The sequence below is a fragment of the Segatella baroniae B14 genome (assembly GCF_022024235.1).
Lineage (GTDB): Bacteria > Bacteroidota > Bacteroidia > Bacteroidales > Bacteroidaceae > Prevotella > Prevotella bryantii.
Map to the genome: position 1 here is coordinate 1,370,921 of NZ_CP091799.1, position 18,498 is coordinate 1,389,418.

14 protein-coding genes and 2 tRNA genes are annotated in these 18,498 nt (G+C 38.8%); 5 read left to right on the top strand and 11 right to left on the bottom strand.

The genetic code is table 11. From position 1 onward, the window contains the following. Positions 1-15 precede the first annotated feature (15 nt). The 4 genes from L6469_RS05815 to L6469_RS05830 all read right to left on the bottom strand — a co-directional run bounded on the left by L6469_RS05815 (position 16) and on the right by L6469_RS05830 (position 3,048). Entirely contained in the window at positions 16-1,347 is a 1,332-nt protein-coding gene (locus tag L6469_RS05815; protein WP_006281781.1) for a dihydroorotase, read from the bottom strand. A 19-nt stretch (positions 1,348-1,366) separates the two neighbouring features. Further along, complete coding sequence (locus L6469_RS05820) at positions 1,367-2,185, bottom strand: DUF4369 domain-containing protein (protein WP_006281780.1); 819 nt, start codon at positions 2,183-2,185, stop codon at positions 1,367-1,369. Positions 2,186-2,294: 109 nt separating this feature from the next. Then, positions 2,295-2,705 carry a hypothetical protein gene (locus tag L6469_RS05825; RefSeq protein ID WP_027452975.1) on the bottom strand — a complete coding sequence of 137 codons (411 nt, stop codon included), beginning with the start codon at positions 2,703-2,705 and terminating at the stop codon, positions 2,295-2,297. Next, a complete protein-coding gene (locus L6469_RS05830) occupies positions 2,689-3,048 on the bottom strand; it encodes an FtsB family cell division protein (RefSeq protein WP_006281778.1) in 360 nt (119 codons plus the stop codon). The genes L6469_RS05825 and L6469_RS05830 overlap by 17 nt, the downstream gene beginning before the upstream one ends. A 67-nt stretch (positions 3,049-3,115) precedes the next feature. Here L6469_RS05830 and L6469_RS05835 point away from each other — a divergent pair, with 67 nt between their 5' ends. Beyond that, positions 3,116-4,960 (top strand): DNA polymerase III subunit gamma/tau, encoded by a 1,845-nt coding sequence (locus tag L6469_RS05835; protein WP_006281777.1) that lies wholly within the window; start codon positions 3,116-3,118, stop codon positions 4,958-4,960. 74 nt (positions 4,961-5,034) lie between these two features. Here the strand turns inward: L6469_RS05835 and asnA are convergent, their stop codons facing one another. Beyond that, a complete protein-coding gene (gene asnA, locus L6469_RS05840) occupies positions 5,035-6,072 on the bottom strand; it encodes an aspartate--ammonia ligase (RefSeq protein ID WP_006281776.1) in 1,038 nt (345 codons plus the stop codon). Between the two features lie 239 nt (positions 6,073-6,311). On the opposite strand from asnA, the gene L6469_RS05845 reads away from it, so the two are divergent. The 3 genes from L6469_RS05845 to L6469_RS05855 all read left to right on the top strand — a co-directional run bounded on the left by L6469_RS05845 (position 6,312) and on the right by L6469_RS05855 (position 7,613). Beyond that, a tRNA-Arg gene (locus L6469_RS05845) sits at positions 6,312-6,385 on the top strand. Positions 6,386-6,912: 527 nt separating this feature from the next. Further along, positions 6,913-7,395 carry a DUF4251 domain-containing protein gene (locus L6469_RS05850; protein WP_006281775.1) on the top strand — a complete coding sequence of 161 codons (483 nt, stop codon included), beginning with the start codon at positions 6,913-6,915 and terminating at the stop codon, positions 7,393-7,395. A gap of 143 nt (positions 7,396-7,538) precedes the next feature. Beyond that, a tRNA-Val gene (locus L6469_RS05855) sits at positions 7,539-7,613 on the top strand. 302 nt (positions 7,614-7,915) lie between these two features. On the opposite strand, the gene L6469_RS05860 is transcribed toward L6469_RS05855, so the two are convergent. From L6469_RS05860 to L6469_RS05885, 6 genes are all read right to left on the bottom strand, one after another. Further along, complete coding sequence (locus L6469_RS05860; protein ID WP_006281774.1) at positions 7,916-10,153, bottom strand: TonB-dependent receptor domain-containing protein; 2,238 nt, start codon at positions 10,151-10,153, stop codon at positions 7,916-7,918. A gap of 11 nt (positions 10,154-10,164) precedes the next feature. Beyond that, the gene (locus tag L6469_RS05865) at positions 10,165-10,428 is read right to left on the bottom strand and encodes a hypothetical protein (protein ID WP_143067113.1); all 264 of its coding nucleotides are present in this window, start codon (positions 10,426-10,428) and stop codon (positions 10,165-10,167) included. 260 nt (positions 10,429-10,688) lie between these two features. After that, entirely contained in the window at positions 10,689-13,973 is a 3,285-nt protein-coding gene (locus tag L6469_RS05870) for a hypothetical protein (protein WP_074802887.1), read from the bottom strand. 130 nt (positions 13,974-14,103) lie between these two features. After that, positions 14,104-15,690: a tetratricopeptide repeat protein gene (locus L6469_RS05875; RefSeq protein WP_006281771.1), complete on the bottom strand. Its 1,587-nt coding sequence runs from the start codon at positions 15,688-15,690 to the stop codon at positions 14,104-14,106. A gap of 178 nt (positions 15,691-15,868) precedes the next feature. Beyond that, complete coding sequence (locus L6469_RS05880; RefSeq protein WP_155815416.1) at positions 15,869-16,033, bottom strand: hypothetical protein; 165 nt, start codon at positions 16,031-16,033, stop codon at positions 15,869-15,871. A 163-nt stretch (positions 16,034-16,196) separates the two neighbouring features. Then, complete coding sequence (locus L6469_RS05885) at positions 16,197-17,018, bottom strand: ion transporter (protein ID WP_006281770.1); 822 nt, start codon at positions 17,016-17,018, stop codon at positions 16,197-16,199. 148 nt (positions 17,019-17,166) lie between these two features. Between L6469_RS05885 and pepT the strand changes: the two genes are divergently transcribed. Further along, positions 17,167-18,390: a peptidase T gene (pepT, locus tag L6469_RS05890; protein ID WP_006281769.1), complete on the top strand. Its 1,224-nt coding sequence runs from the start codon at positions 17,167-17,169 to the stop codon at positions 18,388-18,390. Positions 18,391-18,498: the final 108 nt, after the last annotated feature.

Genomic DNA, 18,498 nt, shown 5'->3' on the forward strand with positions numbered 1-18,498 from the left:
ATATCTCTTTAAACTTTACTTTCTGAATTCGATTTCTTCTGCTCGATAATCAGCATCAAACTTACCCTGATTATAAACCAGATGCCCATTACAAAATGTCTGCTGTACTTGCCAATTAAAGGTTTTGCCCTCTAAAGGACTCCACTTACACTTGCTTTGTATCACGTCCTTAGTTACTGTCCATGGACAGTTTGGTTTTACTATCGTAATATCAGCCTTATAACCTTTACGCAGATAACCACGATCTTTCATCTGGAATAGAGATGCAGGATGATGAGCCATCAATTCTACCATTTTCTCCAGACTTAGGATACCCGCATCTACAAGTTCAAGCATAGAGACCAATGAGAATTGAATCATCGGCATACCCGAAGCTGCTTTGATACATCCACCCTGCTTATCCTGAAGCTGATGAGGAGCATGGTCAGTACCAATGGTATAAATCGTACCATCCATTAAAGCGTGTCGAAGTGCATCTCTGTCCGCTTTCGATTTTACTGCAGGATTACACTTCACGAGAGCTTTCTTGGTAGCATAATCCTCATCACTAAATACAAGATGAGCAATAACAGCTTCACCTGTAATATTCTTATGATCAAGCAGAGCTAATTCTTTTGCAGTAGAAAGATGTGCGATATGGAGATGAGCACCACTTTCACGGGCCAGCTGAACAGCCAATTCGCTGCTCTTACTGCAGACTTCTTCATCACGGATCACCGGATGATATTTCACATCAGGATCCTCGCCATACTTGGCTACTATTTCTGCCATATTTCGGCTAATCAACTGAGAGTCTTCACAATGCGTCATGACGGGAAGTCCCAATCGTGCCGATTCTTCAAAAACGGCTTTCAAGGCCTCCATCTTGTCCACGAGCATATTACCCGTGCTGGCACCCATAAAAAGTTTCACACCAGGAACACGATGTATATCCAACTGTTTCAACAGTTCTACATTACTATTCGTTGCCCCAAAGAAGAAACTATAATTTACATGACTTTTCTGCTTACCGTGTGCGAATTTATCATCAAGAGCTTCGAGCGAAGTCGTCTGAGGATTTGTATTAGGCATATCAAAAAAAGAAGTAACTCCACCATAAGCAGCAGCTCTACTCTCACTTTCGATATCAGCCTTTTGGGTTAAACCAGGCTCACGAAAATGCACATGTTCATCGATAACTCCTGGCAAAACGACACACCCCGTTGCATCTATAATATCATCATAGTTACCACGGGGTGCACAGTTGCCTTCGAAAATATCTTCGATACGGTCATTATTAACTATAAGGTCGCCCCGAAAAGAGCGACCTTCATTGACTATATTACCATTCTTAATTAATATTGTCATCTTTGCGAGATTAATTAGGTTATTGTACAGCTTGAGCTTCAGGAGCCTGCTGAGAAGGTTGAGCCAGTTCGTTTGGCGTGATACCTTCTGTCGGTACAGGCGCCAGCGGTTGTTGAACAGCACCTGCCTGTGGCATAGGATCTCTCATACCATTCATAATTTCCTGATTTTCCTGAGCCTTTTGATAGTAATCTTTTACATACGTATCATTCTTAAACTTATCAGTAGCCTTACTCATGATATCTTCAATCCACGGAGTAAGTTGTGGATATTCATATCCTATTGTTACAAGAAGGAATACACCTGGACCAAGAACATTATCAAAGTTACTCGTTACGAAGTTAGTAATCAGTTTATCCTCTTGCTCTGAAATACGTAATGCCTCCTGATTAAGTCTCTGATTAACAGCAGCCATATTTCTACCATTCATAATAGCCTGATCATGCTGATGAACTAACTCAGCCTCCTGATTTTTAAGTTGATTGTATTTATGAAAGAACTTATACAATTTATCATTCAACGGTGTACCACTAGCAATCTGCTGAGCATCATCTATTTTTACAGTGATATCACCATCTTCCAATACGAGTGGAAGAATGTTTTCATTATCCATGAAAATATTGGCCATTTTCGCCGAATCCACATTGCCAGCAAAATGAAACTGTCCATGTACAACATCACAAGAATCTATATTAACAAATGATGTATCCTTAAGTATCTTAAGGTAAAGCATACGTCCATCTAAAGTAGAAACATTAGAAGAACCCGTGATGTTATATGAGTTAGCACATGATGCCAAGGTCAATACAGAGAGAAATGCGTATAAAATTTTATTCATAAGCGTTTTTTCATCGTTTGTAGACAAAGGTACGGTAGATTTTTTGACTACAAAAATTATTTTATGCTATTTAATTTATTAGGTATCATTTTAGTTTTTTTTCGCAAAATCAAGCCTCCTCTTTTTTCAATTCAGAGCTCATACGATGTGTCGTATACACTTCGAGTATGGCTGCTATCAGAAGAAATACGACCCATTTATTATAACAATATGCGATATAACTCTGATAATTATCAAAAAGATCTACGAAAAAGTGATTGGCTGTATCTACCATCGAGATGCCAGAAATGATAAAAAACAAATCGGCGATACCCTGAATTCGCTTGAGACGCTTCATCACCATACTGGTACCCTCATAAGTTTGCATCATCTGCATCAACGTAAAAAAGACTGTACCACACAGAAATATCCATGATGCTATGTCTTGTCTAATCTGAAATGCAAAGAGACCTGCACCTATAACCATGAGTACACCTCCAAAAAGAAATAGGGCACTTTGCAATTTACTCAGCTGCTTCATTTTGTTCTTGCTCTTGTTCTTCTAAAGATTTTTCCTTAGGCTGGTCATCACTCAACACAAAGATATCCTCATCGTCAGCTTTCATAAAGTAGTCTTCTCGAGCTACTCGTTCTATCGCTTTCGGGTCGGTCTTCATATCGTTCAATTTCTTGGAATCGTGTTCATATTCTTGATTATAACGATCTATCATATCTTGTAATTCGCTTATACGTACTTTGTTTTTTATAATTGCACGAATACTATTCTCATCGAGAAAACCTACGATAAGAACACCGATGACGATCGTTATAAAATACTTATAATGAGCGACAAATGCTAAGATATTGTTAAGGCGATTGGCCATTATTCCATTATTATTGTTTGCAAAGATAATACTTTTTTGTATCTTTGCATCATCAATCTGAAAAAAAATGGAAGAATATATTGTATCGGCACGTAAATATCGCCCGATGACATTTGCCTCAGTTGTGGGTCAGAGCGCACTCACCACGACTCTGAAAAATGCCGTAAAGAGCAAGAAATTAGCGCATGCTTATTTGTTCTGCGGTCCGCGAGGTGTCGGGAAAACGACATGTGCCCGTATCTTTGCCAAAGTCATAAATTGCGAAAATCCGAGAGAAGATGGTGAAGCTTGTAACGAATGTGAGAGTTGCAAGGCTTTTAATGAGGGGCGCTCATACAATATCTTTGAGCTTGATGCTGCCAGCAACAATTCGGTAGAAAACATCAAGACTCTGATGGAACAAACCCGCATTCCACCTCAGGTGGGTAAATATAAGGTGTTTATCATCGATGAGGTTCATATGCTTTCTACGGCAGCGTTCAACGCTTTCCTCAAGACTTTGGAGGAACCGCCTGCTCATGTTATCTTTGTCCTTGCAACTACAGAGAAGCATAAGATTCTGCCTACTATTCTTTCTCGCTGTCAAATATATGACTTCGAGCGAATGACGGTACCTAATACCATCGCTCACCTCAAACAGATTGCTGATAAGGAAGGTATTACCTATGAAGATGCTGCTCTCGAAGTGATTGCAGAAAAAGCTGACGGCGGAATGCGCGATGCTCTGTCTATATTCGACCAAGTAGCCAGTTATAGTCAAGGTAATATTACCTACGAAAAAGTGATTGCCGACCTGAACGTTCTCGACAGTAATAATTATTTCAAACTGACAGACTTGGCGCTTGAGAATAAGGTAAGCGATGCGATGCTTTTGCTTAATTCTATTCTTGAAAAGGGATTTGATGGCAGTCATCTTATCAGTGGATTGGCTCAGCATATACGTAATGTGATGATGGCCAAGGACGAGGTTACCCTGCCACTCCTTGAAACTAGTGAGCAACAGAAAGTAAAGTTTAAGGAACAAGCTAAACGCTGTCCTTTACCTTTCTTATATAAAGCGCTCGACTTGATGAATCAATGCGACATTCATTATCGGGAAAGTTCCAGCAAACGATTATTAGTAGAACTCACTCTGATTCAGATCGCACAGATTACTCAACCAGAAGACAAGGATATACCCAGTGCGGGGCGTATGCCCCATAGATTAAAATCCCTGTTTAAACATATCATGAGTTCTCAGCCTAAACCTGCTCCACAGGTGGCGGGGGCTGAGCAAAGACCTATTACTGCTTCTCGTCATCAAGAGCGTACTTCTCCTATTGCTGTTACAGCTACAATCAAGTCGCCTGCATCAGCTCATGCCGGCCAGCAAGCTGAACCACAAAATTCACTTGCCAATGGTTCTGTTAATCCATCTATAGCGGCTCACTTTATTAATTCATGGAAAAATCTTCAACAGAAGCCTGAACAACAGAATTCTATTGTTGCACAAGAAATAAAAGCAGCAGAAGAGCTCAAACAAAGTCAGGAAAAAGGTGAGCAGAATGTATTTACACAGGAAGATGTTGAGCGCGACTGGATGATTATGTGTAATCGTATGATTCTATATCCGCAATACATGGGTATTGCAGCCCGTATGAAGAATATGATACCTAAAATTGTCGATTTTCCGAATATCGAACTCGTTGTCGATAATGCTTTTCTTATAGATCAGATTGAGGAAGTTAAGAATCGCATCAAGGCTACAATGATACAATTGCTTCATAATGCTGATGTCAGTTTTACCATCAGACTGGCGAAAGCCGAAGAGGCGGGTAAGATTCTTACCAAACGGGAAGTATTCGAGAAAATATGTCGAGAACGCCCGGCTATAGAGCGACTCCGCAAGAGTCTTAATCTTGACTTAGCATAATATCAAATAGTAAACGGGGAAATCCAAACTGATGGACTTCCCCGTTTTATTTTCCTCCCCTCTTCGAAAATAAATCAAATCAATTTCATACCCATTTCTTCACATTCCTGGCGCATTTCTTCCGGCCAAATACTTGCCTGAATTTCGCCAATATGAGCTTTATGCAAAAGAACCATGCACAGACGACTCTGGCCAATACCACCACCGATACTCAATGGCAACTTGTCCTTGAGAAGCTGCTGATGGAAATATAACTTTTCACGTTCTTCCTGACCTTCTAACTTCAGCTGACGAAGCAAACTCTCCTTATCTACACGAATACCCATAGAGCTCAACTCGAAGCTATGACCCAAAACAGGATACCAAATCAAAATATCACCATTCAAGCCTGCCTTACCATTCTCTGCTACCGTGCTCCAATCATCATAGTCTGCTGCACGACCGTCGTGCTTTTCGCCATTGCTTAATTTAGCACCGATACCTTCGATAAATACAGCACCGTATTTTTTACAAATAGCATCCTCACGCTCTTTTGGAGTAAGATCAGGATACATCTGCAACAAATCTTCACTATGTATGAAATGAATATCGTCTGGCAAGAAAGGCTTAATCTGTGGATAAGTTTCACAGGTAAGATATTCCGTACGACGAATAGCGCCATAAATACGTCGAACCACACTCTCAAGGAAAGTAATATTACGCTGAGGAGCATTAATTACAGCTTCCCAGTCCCACTGGTCTACATAGAGAGAATGTAGATTATCAAGTTCCTCATCCGCACGGATAGCATTCATATCAGTATAAATACCATAACCTGGTTCAATACCATATTCTGCCAATGTCAAGCGCTTCCACTTAGCAAGAGAATGAACCACCTCTGCTTTTGCATCACCCAAATCTTTTATTGGAAATGTAACAGGGCGCTCCACTCCATTCAGGTCATCATTAATGCCCAAACCTTTTAACACAAAAAGTGGAGCAGTAACACGACGAAGACGAAGCTCGGTAGAAAGATTCTGCTGAAAGAATTCTTTAATCAATTTAATACCTTGTTCCGTTTGGCGCATATCGAGGAGCGCTCTATATCCCTGTGGTTTAATCAGATTACTCATATTTTGATTTTTAATCTAAATTTCTTTTATTTGCGATGCAAAGATAGTACTTTATTATTAATTTGCAAGCAAAACGGAAGATTTTTTAGCAAAACGTATTAGAAATAAGTTATTATGTTACTATTTGTATTATATAATTCGAATAATTGCATTATTTTATGAAAAAAACAATTATTTTTGGACAATTCAAATATTTGTTGTACTTTTGCAAAAGTTATCACTTGATAGCTATCCAATATGGCTCCGTAGCTTAGCTGAATAGAGCGTCAGATTCCGGTTCTGAAGGTCATGGGTTTGAATCCCATCGGAGTCACCTTATTACATATCGCATCCTTCTATTTTCTGATTATCAACTTTTATCCGGCTATCTTATTTCTAACAATATCATAAACAGAAATAAATGTCGTTAATCTCTATTTTTGAGTCAATATCAGTAGCATATTCTGCCTGATTATTCAAAATGATATCAAGTAAGGCTATTAATTGCATTAATGTATCTTCATGCTCTTCAAAATCTATCAATTGTTCGAGGTGACCATCAACTAAATCCCCAAAGATAAAAGTATGCTATTAATCACTCGTAAGTATGCTATTAATCCTTCATATCTATGCTATTAATCACTCGTAAGTATGCATTGAATGATCACGTAACCATAGCATCGAATACTACAAGCATAAAAAACAGCACAACTTCCTAATTAATAAGTCATTACATATTAGCCATAAGCCTCATATTTACCCTCAGATTTAAAGTTCCTGAAAAAAATGCAAATCTCATGATACTTTTTGTAAAGTATTTAATTAATAATTATCTTTGTACCGATTTCTAAAGACATCAGTATGAAGAAGTTAACAGTTATTCTCATGGCAGCCACACTTTGTTGTGGATGCGTATCACAAAAGTCATCAACAAAGGTTGAGCGATTCGAACAAGATGCCCAACTGATACAAGCGGCTCTCAACGAACATAAATTCACCGTGGAAGTTGATCACGTATATCCTTCCCGCTTTCCAGCTCAACACTTAGATTATGGCTACGAGATCACCGTTCGTAACGACAGTCTGATTTCTTACCTTCCCTATTTTGGGCGAGCCTACAGTTTACCGTATGGTGGTGGTAAAGGATTAAATTTTAAAGCCCGTATATCACAATATCAAACTAAGCGAATCAAAAAAGATTTGACCCGAATCGACTTGACCGCACAGAATGAAGAGGATATTTACCAATATCAAGTGGAAATATTCGATAATGGTTCTGCCGATATCCAAGTCTTATCACGCCAACGTGAGTCTATACGATTTACCGGGACTTTTAAAAAATAGTCCTAACATATCCCCTTTTGAGCTCATAAGCCCTATTTTTTCAAGAAAAAACACTTTTTTGACGAAAAAACTAAAAATAATTGGATAAAAGTTTGGCGGTTTCGAATAAAAGCTCTATCTTTGCACTCGCTTTTAAGAAGTAAGGGCGTTTAGCTCAGTTGGTTTAGAGCATCTGCCTTACAAGCAGAGGGTCGGCGGTTCGAATCCGTCAACGCCCACAAGAAAGGACTTTGAATAATTATTCAAGGTCCTTTTTATTTTACTAGAACTCCACTAAAAGAATAGCCCCGTTCTCTAGCGACAGCAATATCTTGCAATCTAATTCAATATACTTAGGCTTTCTTTTAATGGGTCTACATCCAGATAAGAAGACAAATTCGCTATCATACTCTACTCCTCTTACCTTACGCTGTTCATAGCTCAGATGCACGGAAGAGTAACAGAGTTTAATAAACTCTGAAAATCAACCCTTCCACAGCTTGTTTCGAAATTTAATTTATAAGAAATCTATCTATTATCATTATTCATATTTTTTGTCTACATTTATATAGATATCTTTTTTATTAGATTTCTTTCCTTTATTGAAATTATATGTAAATGACAAAAGAACCTTTTGCACATCTATTTTTTGATATGTCGTAATCGTCTTTTTATCAGAACAGATATATCTTTCATCATCCATCTTACCAAATGGATAGACATAAATAAGATATAGTTTCATCCGCTTATTGACTTTATAAGTCAACTGAGCCAAATTCGTATTTGACGGTTTAATATATCCATTATAGCTTAACTGCTTGCCATTATGTATATATTGTAATGTAATAGCCCATTTTTTTGCCAAGCTCCAATAACTTACTAATTGCCAATCAATCGTGTTTAAACATTTGTTATAATAGCTATTTTCAGAGATGTATTGTCTATAACCACAAACATTAGCGTTTACTATCCACCAACTGAACAGATTATCAGAAAAAGACAATTCTGTTCCCCATTCCTGATATTTCTTCAGGTTGTCATTATATACAAGAGAACCATCCAGATAGTTTTCTTCCATAGAAACAATTTTGTTCTTTATTTGCTTATAGTAAGGAGTAAGCGACACATAAAGATTTCCCTTAGAGAAACTATACTCACATGATATTTTATCGGTTCTAACTGGTTTTAAATCAGGTGTTCCCTTTGAATAAATTCCTGGTGTTTCTTCCTTTACAAAAGGCAAGAGTGACCATAAAGTAGGCTCTTTAATGTGTGAAGAATATGCAAAAGTAATATTATGATGAATATTCCATGCATAAGACAACATAAACTTCGGGAATATATTAAAGTTCTTTACTTCTTGTCCCTCATCAAATTTTCTCTGGTAGCTATACATATTTAATCCACCGTTTATTGTTATGTGGTTATTTGCTATGTAATTACATTCGGCATAAAGGGAATATGTATTTCCATGATATCCACCACTAAACAACTTTTCGGAATTTACATAACTACCACGATTACTAACATGCTCATATTTGAAACCTGAGTTTAATTCTGCTTTTGAAGCTATCTTAGTATTATATTCAGCATTAAATCTATAACTATCCTTCAAGGTATTTTGAAATGTTTGTATCTGTGAAAGAAAATATTCATCTTCATCTTTTATATTTTCATTATTGTAACTAACCTCAACTAGAGCTTGTCTGACAGAATCTTTATATGATACAAAAGCCTTGTAGTTCTGCGTGTTAAAACGCTCATGATAGCCATTGTATTTTCTATGATCTAACTCATATTCCTTTTTGGCATTTTCACGGAACAAACTTAAATAGCCCTCTGCACCAAACTGAACCTTTGAGGAAGGATTATAGGTATAACCAGCAAATAGTTCGTTATCTTTCCAGCTATAAGGATTAGATTTAATTTCAGCAAATGTTTTTGTTGCTTCAGACAAATCAAATTTTGTGTTTGTTGTATGGGCTATAAGATCTCTGTAATGCATGCGATATCCAAACATAACAGAATTTTTACCCTTTTCAAGATTTAGATTAGCCTTTGTATCATACCAACTATTATCAACAGAAGCCTTTGGACTTATCAAAAGAGTCAAGCCGTCAGTTCTTTTAGTAATGATGTTTATTGCTGCTGAATAATTCTCATTAGCATATTTACTTGGTATATGATAACTAACTATTACCTTCTGTACTGATCCTGATGGAATTAGATCCAACATGCTTTTATGAGAAATTTTTACGCCATCTTTAAGTAGCAATACATTACTGTTGCCTTTTACATATACATTACTATTGCAATCAACAAACAAAGTTGGTATTTTTTCCAGTATTTCAGATGTAAGGTCGCATTGTTTCTTTAAATTTTCACTTACAAGATATTCCATATTTAAGCGATTTATCGCCTTTGTCCGTATTCCTTTCACCTGAACTTCAGAAAGATTATATCCGCTTGGATTCAATTGTACTCGAATATTATCAGCAGGTGTAGACAAAATGCTTTTCTTCTCGTAAGTCAAATGCGAAAAATTAAGCATATAGTTATTGTTTAAATCGCCTTGAAATGAAATAGAGAAATGTCCTAAAGAATCGGTAATAGCACTACCTAAATAAGTAGAATCTTGACGTAATAAATTGATATTTACAAATTCAACGGGTTGATTATCATTTGCATCAAGAATAAAACCTGAGAAACGAACTTCGTTTTGTGCAAACCCCGAAGCAATGCATAAAGTAAGTACAAGTAATAGAAAAATATTTTTCACTTTTTAAAATTTTATAGTTCAAATAGGAATATCGAATGTCGCCATCGGAGAGACTTGTCGTTTCTCGTTCGTTGACGCAGCAAAAGTAGGGAATATTTCAGGCACTGCCGAATGATGGAATCCGATTCAAGGGCTCCGCCTTTCTGGCTGTTGAGTCGGATACGCAGCAAGGCGAACTTGTTCTTTTCACCGGCACCATCCAGGTCAGAATAGTTTATCTCATTGAGTACAAGACTTGCAGAATCAGTATTATTGTTATCAAGTAGATTTTCCACTGCCTGCAACTTCACGTCTTGACTTCCGCCACAAGCCCAAAAAACAGGAAATAACAGAAATAATTATAAATACGGTCCTAATTCGCTTCAATAAACACATCTCTCCAAACATTTTGCTGCAAAGATAACAAAATCTAAGAAAGACAGCAACAAAACAACCAGAATATTAGGAAAATCCAAATAAAAATACAAAATTATTATTCAAGTCTTCCAACGATAATACCGTTGATCCGCGCGAGATAATCTCATATCTTTTAGACTTATTTCATGATGGAACTTGGATAAATTCTGCTAGAGTTGTTACCTTCTGGATTCACCTTTTTTCCGACATTCAATCGCCAAGCAACTTTCAGGTAAGCATTTGCTTGCTCCATCTTGTCGAATGTGGAGCGAGTGTAACCATAATAGATGTCGGAATAGGTCGACTTTAGGTAATTACGTGGAGAAAACAGGTTGTTGCCTCCAACCTCCAGGAGCCATCGTCCTATATTATATTTAGCATTGATACCCCATCTAAAGAAATCCTTTTCTTCGATTCCCGTATTCTCGAGACGATTCTCCTTCATCTTTCCATAGACATTGAGCATCATGTTCTTATATGTATATGTGACATCGAGTCTCACCCTCCATGTATCCTTGTTCTTGTCAAGATAGCCATTGAAATCATTGTGGATATAAGCAAGCTCCGATTTCAGTGCGAGAGCACTGGTAATGTTCCAAGTACCAAAGAATACGGCGAGATACTGATGAAGGTCAGCATCAGAGGTATATGTAGAGACCATGACATTGTCTTCGACAACGAATCGTGGAACCGCCAGATGCATATAAGTGTTGTTGATGAGCATCAACTGGTAATTGAAATTCTTCAAGAACACATTATAGGCGAGGCCGACATTGTAGATGCGTGTGATATTCTGCTCTGCATTTCCCCGATGCTGGAGGAAAGGATTCCTGCCAAGGCTAACCTGATTAAAGGTGTTCAAGGTAGGGAAACTGTTGCCCACGTTGGCGTTGAGAGTGAAAACGTGACTCTTGAACGGAGTGTATCGTAGTGTGACGCTTGCCCTTGGCAGCAGCTTGCTGGTCTTAACAGCCCCCTCTAAACGATACAAGAGCCATGACGATCCGGCCTGGAGGTTCAGTATGAGACTCTTGCTGAAATTATTCATATAGCCCGCCTGGAGTATTCCCTCGTTCGAATAGAAGCGCTGACCAAGGTCGATGCTTCCCGTATAGCGGGCGTTACTCCTCGTGTAATTGTTTGTCATCAGTAGGCTAAATTTCTGAGTCTTAACCATTTTACTATAGCTGACGAAGTTTTTCCACTGCCAGATATCCTCTTTGACATTGGAAAGGAAACGATAGTCTTCTTCCTGGATGTCGCCACCGTAACGGTTGTTGCCATAAGAGAAATCCACATTCACCGACAGCATCTGGCCTCGACCTAAGATAAAATTGCCAAAAGCGTTGACCTCGGGATAAAAGCTACGTGAAGAGCTGCCATCGCTCAGGATTCGCGATGTCTTATCCCCAGAATCGTCAACAGTAACCTTTCCTGAAATCACCTGAAAAGGATCTTCGTTACGCACCATTGATACCTTGACACCCAGATTATAAGTTCTTGCAGACTTCGTGACATTGAGCTGAAGATACTGGTTATTATTCTTATAACGATTACCAAGAATATCCGTGGAACGCAGAATGCTACGGCCAGGGAAAGCATAGTTCTCCCACTCATGTGAACCAGCATTGCCAAAGTTAGAAAGATCATTGCCGGCGAACAGGCTTATTTTAGAATGTTCGAGGTTCCATTGCGCTGTGGCATTAAAGGTATTCCTCATATAGCCTATATACTGCGTATCATCAAAAGCATAGTAAGCACCACTAGTGCTTGTACGGGTGATGATGTTCAAAGAGACAGGGTCGTTGATAAACTTGCCCGAAGGGATGTCGATATAGTCTATGCGCACGATGGAACTAGGCTTGATATTTCTTAGCTCTGCATCATTGGCCTTCTCGCCATTAATGTAGATAGCTACCTTCTGTCCAAGCCTGGTAACACTTCCACTTCGACGATCCACGTCAAGACCAGGAATCATTATGCCATAAATGACATCATAGCCATCAGTAGATAGCTTCAACTGTCCTTTCTGGGGAATTATCGTCATGCCATCGTTCTTCTTGATGATTTTGTCCGCCTTAATCTCAACGGCGCTGAGGGTAAAGGTGCTATCCTCCATATGTAGTCTTAAGGAATCACCTTGTTGCTGTGCATCTGCATCGGGAACCACGACAAAGAGCATAGCTACAGCTGCCATAATTTTCTTGGAACTGATATACTTGATATTTGCTATAAGTTGTGCTATGAACATTTTAAAGATGGAAAAATATGTAATGGCTATACATGCCATGAAAATCAATTGTGGAATGAGATATGAAACAAACTCCCAGTTGACCTCATCTGAGGAAATACTGGAGAGTACCTGCTGATACCAGTGAGGTATGTTTTGAACGAAATGCCAGGTGAACATTGGCATCCAGAAAAACAATACAAACCCGATGAACAATATCGAGACGATAGAATACACGATCGAGACGTAGCGGGTAGACTTGGAATAATACATGAAGGCAGGCTTCTCACCACCACTTTTCCCAAAAAGGCGCTTGATACAATACATAAGGTACTCGATACCTTTTTTGCGCAGGTTAGGAACTCCCAACAAATCAGAAAGTATCCAATAGCCATCGAACTTGAAGAGCGGGTTGAGCACCAATATGAAATTCAAGTTAAACGAGAGCAGGATATATGCGAGAAGATCGTTTCGAGTAATGTTATAGACTATATAGATAGGTATAAGGAGAAGCATCTGAAAATAGACGCCACCAAGGTTGACTACGATACGCTTGCCACGGGACAGATGCCAGACGTTGGACACGTCTGCATAGAATACCAACATATTCAAGTACACGCAGATGCCAATAGCTCCTGGAGGGAGGTTGTAGTAACAACAAGCGGAGGCATGACCGAACTCATGAAAGAGCGTGGATAGTAAGATTGCAACATATACCACCACCAGCGTCGTGAGGTTCACCTTTTCAAGCGTCAGGTATTCTCCTCCCGTGGAGAATAAGAATGCCGTGAGTAGGGCAAAATTGATTGCCAGTACAACATAATAAAACTTGAAAGCGAACAACGACTTGAGCGAACGACCAATCTTTGCAACCCTTATCTTGTCGATAATCTCTTTCTTGAAAAGAAAAGGACGTATTTGTGGCTCCTTTTTGCTGTCGGAAAGGATGGCTTCAAACTTTTCGGATAGCTTGAGTTCAAGCTCATCAAAGGACAAGTCACGATGGAGTACTTCACAGAAGTTCTCTACCAACTCGTCCGGCCCCTCTGAGTCTTGCACGATGTCGATCAAAAGCTTGGTGTTGTGGTTTATCGCAAAATTCCTGTCATTGTAAGACAGGATGTATTGCTTCTCCACATGGGAGGAATCCATTTCCTGAACCCTAAATTCTTTGATTTTTTGAACTACATTCATAACAAAAATTTTAAATATTCAAATTTATACAGCAAAGGTAGTTCAAAATCTATCTAAAAAGGAAAAAAGAGCGTTACGGCTCCGCTTCAATTCGCAATATGAAATGTTTCAAAAATTGAAACACTCCATATTACTCTATTTTACAGGTCTTTACACGAGATTTAATAGTTCTGATGGTTCCACTGCTTATGACCATGATATCCTGTATTTCCTCCTCAGACTTACCCATATTTTTCATCACCAGGAAGAACTGATACCTAGGGGAAAGATGATCATACTCCGTCTGCAACTGAGTGACAAACGGTAAGTCAACCACCTTATAGTATTCCATGAAATTTTCATAGTCTCTCTTATTCCATGTGAGAGTATTCTTACCATCGAGGATATCTTGGTATAGTATCTGCCCATTATAGAGAATCTTCGACTGTCGCTTCTGAATGGTGTTGATCTTCTCCTGAATTTTCTTTTCCTCTAGAACTGGAGTCTCCGACTGGCTGCCTTTCTCCTTCAGTTTGTTGAGCTTTTCCTTATATACATTCAGCATGACCAGGTTCTCAAGGGAATTTTTCTTCCAACGCTCATTCTTGAAATGCAAGTAGATATATATGGCTATCACTAGCAATATAAAGATAAGGACGAAGAAGAATCCCTCAGACAACCTCTGCTTAAAACGCTGGTGTTCAATCTCGCTTGTAAATTGCTTCTGCACCAGGGTGAGACTCTCGTCCTTCTGTTCCTTGTACCTCTCAGCCTGCAGTTTGTTGATGTTCATCGAACATTCCAGAGCCTTCTTATAATCACACTTGGAAGAATACATCGACAACATGTTGCTATATACGAACATCCTGGTAGACTTGTCGTCTGTATCCAAAGCTTTCCTCAGATACTCCTCAGAAGCGTCCAAGTGCCCGTCCTGATATTCCAGAATAGCGAGACCCGAGTAGGCCGAAGCGTCCTTGTTAGCCTTGATAGCCTTGGAAAAATAAACCCTCGCTTTGGCAGGATCGCTGTCGATGATAGCCGAACCCAAAGAGACATAAAACTGTGCTTGCTCCTTACGAGGCACCGAATTGAGATACTCCAAACTTTTGTTGAGGAACTCTTCCGATTTCTTCATCTGCCCCAAACCATGGTATGTCGTTGCCATCATGGAATAGGCATATGCCAACCAGTTCTTATCTCCCGCCAGGGTGGACAAGTAAAGATTCTTCTTACCATATGACAGAGCTGAACTGTATTCCTCCGCAGTATTGTACCAGTCAAGAAGTATCTCGGTGACTTTATGCTTCAATGCTATATCATTCGTCTGCTCCGCATGATAATCCGCTTTACAGATGCTCCAAAAAGCCTTCTTAACTTGCCCTTGGTCATAATTATAGACTGCGAGATAATAATAACATTCGGCGATCTTCTTGTTGTCATTCTTGCTGATGAAATGCTTGAGACACTGATTTATAATCGTATCCGACTCCTGTTCGTATCCCTCCAGGTAGTCCACTCTCGTTCTGAGAAGGGCATAGGTATTCTTGGAGTCGTCATCGTACAGTTCCGAGTAATTTATGGTCTTGAATAGGTTGATGGCAGAATCGTTTTCCTGCTTGTCAAGATAACGCTCGACCTCAGAACACTTCTCGCTCTCTGAATTCCCACAAGATAAAAAAGAAAAGAGTATTAAACTAACAATAGTTGACTTCAAGAATAGTGATAATCGATTCATGGACTAAATATTTTCTGCAAAGATAATATTTTTTCATACAAAAGATATCATTCTGTAAGAAAATCAGCCTCAGATGTCACAAATAGCAAAAAAAGCTCGGTAAAACCGAGCTCATTAGTAACAATTCTTATAAAAAGAACGTCACTCAAACACATTATATTTTAATCTATAACAAGGATTATTCTGAATATACCAGAGTATTGCCCGAATACACTCTCAAAGACTTGCTCGAATGCTCATTATCATAGATAAGATTGAGAATTTCACCTACATTCACGTTTTCCTGCTCTACCACATCGACAAGCACGCCGTCCTCATATAGTTCGACCCTCACGTTCTTCAAACTCGTATTAAAATATATTGTTGCAATTCCTACGTTATAGTCAAAGAGAATCACATTGCGGGCAGGAGATCTTCTTGGGAAATGTATATCAGTGAATTACAAAAATCGAAACGCATTATAAGCATCAAAATGGTAACACATAATCTTGGTAAATCAAGAAATATTAGAGTTTCTCCCCACAATGAGAACAATAGCGATCTTTCTTCCCTACTTTACCTCCACATCGAGGACACTTTCCTTTTTCCACTTTACGATTTGTTTCATCGACAAAAGTAGCCGTAACAATTCCTGTAGGTATTGCGATAATCGTATAGCCAAGAAGCATGACAAAAGCTGAAAAGAGTCTTCCTAAAGGTGTTACCGGTGTAATATCTCCATACCCCACTGTCGTCATCGTTACAATAGCATAATATACTGATGTACCCAAATCCGTAAACTGTGTACCTGGCCGATTGCCTTCGACCATATACATTAAGGTGCCAAGACAGATAACCAAAATAACAACAAATATAAAATAAACCAATATCTTATTCATACTCCTACGCAAAGAAGACATCAATAGATAACCCTCATTGATAAACGTAAAGAGCTTGAAAACACGAAAAACACGAATAAAGCGGAACGTACGAAGCAATATCATATAACGTGCCGACGGAAAGAGTAGTACAAGATAAGGTGGTATCGTAGATAGAAAATCTATGATACCAAAGAAACTGAAAGCATACTGTTTGGGGTTACGAGCACAATATAAACGAGCTACATAATCGAATGTGAAGGCGACAGTCATGAGTGCTTCAAGTATTTCGAGCACGGTCTTGAACACAAAAGCCAAACTTGGTACACTCTCTATAAAAGTAACAAGAATACTGATAGTTATTAAAATCATTAAAACAACATCATATATTTTTCCACATTTTGTATCTGTACCAAAAATAATATGATATAAATTCTCTTTATCCATCCAAACTGGCTTTTTCATAGACATATTTTTTTGTTTGATACAAAAATAACAAAAAAAACAAGAATTAAGGATAATCATGTCAGATAAACTACAATAATGGCTGGTATAATTTTTGTCTATTAAAAAATAATTTGCTATTTTTGCAAGTAAGAAAATTCTATTCAAATAAGAAATGGAAATAACAGAAAGATTTATTAATTACACAAAATTCGACACTCAATCGAGTGAAGATTCGGACTGTGTCCCGAGCACGGCGAAACAACTGGAGTTCGCCAAGTACTTGAAAAAAGAATTAGAGGACGAGAAATTCTCTGATGTAGAGATGGACGAGATGGGTTACATCTACGCCACACTTAAAGCAAACACCAAGAAAAATATTCCTACAATAGGTTTTATCTCTCATTATGACACTAGCCCTGATTGTAGCGGTAAGGACATCAAGGCACGTATCGTGAAAAACTATGACGGAAATGACATTGAGCTTTCTCCAGGTATCATTTCTTCTACTGCAAAATTCCCTGAACTTAAAGAGCACATCGGTGAGGACCTCATCGTGACTGATGGTACTACCCTTCTTGGTGCTGATGACAAAGCAGGTATTGCAGAAATTATGCAGGCAATGTGTTACCTGCGAGATCACGACGAAATAAAACATGGTGATATCCGTGTAGGATTTAACCCTGACGAGGAAATCGGTATGGGTGCTCATCATTTTGATGTTGAAAAATTCGGTTGCGAATGGGCATACACTATGGATGGTGGCGACCTTGGCGATTTAGAGTATGAAAATTTTAATGCAGCAAGCGCTAAGATACACATTAAGGGCGTAAGCGTACACCCAGGTTATGCTAAAGACAAGATGATTAACGCAAACCGCTTGGCTGTAGAATTTCAGAATATGATTCCTGCAGACCAAACGCCAGAGTGTACTGAAGGCTATGAAGGTTTTTATCATCTTCTCCATTTGGAAGGGTCTATCGAAGAGGCTCAGCTGAGTTACATTATACGCGATCACGATCGTGACAAATTCGAAGATCGTAAAAAGTATATTGCTAATTGCGCTGAAAAGCTCAATGAAAAATATGGTCAGGGTACATGTACTGTAGAACTTCATGACCAGTACTACAATATGAAGGAGAAAATCGAACCAAACATGCATGTCATTGACATCGTTCTCAAGGCTATGCAGGAAACTGGCGTTCCTCCTCGTGTCGCTCCGATTCGTGGTGGTACTGATGGTGCACAACTCAGTTTCAAGGGACTACCTTGTCCTAACATTTTCGCTGGTGGTGTAAATTACCATGGCCCATATGAGTTTGTCAGTGTTCAGGTTATGGAGAAAGCTGTACAAACTATTGTGAAGATCTGTGAAATAACAGCAGCCTTCAACGATTAATTTCGTCATCATATTCTACTGCTGATACAGTAGGCTACATACTTATACATGCCTCGGCAGGTAATAACACCTGCCGAGAGCTTCTCACTAAACGACGTCTTAAGTTAT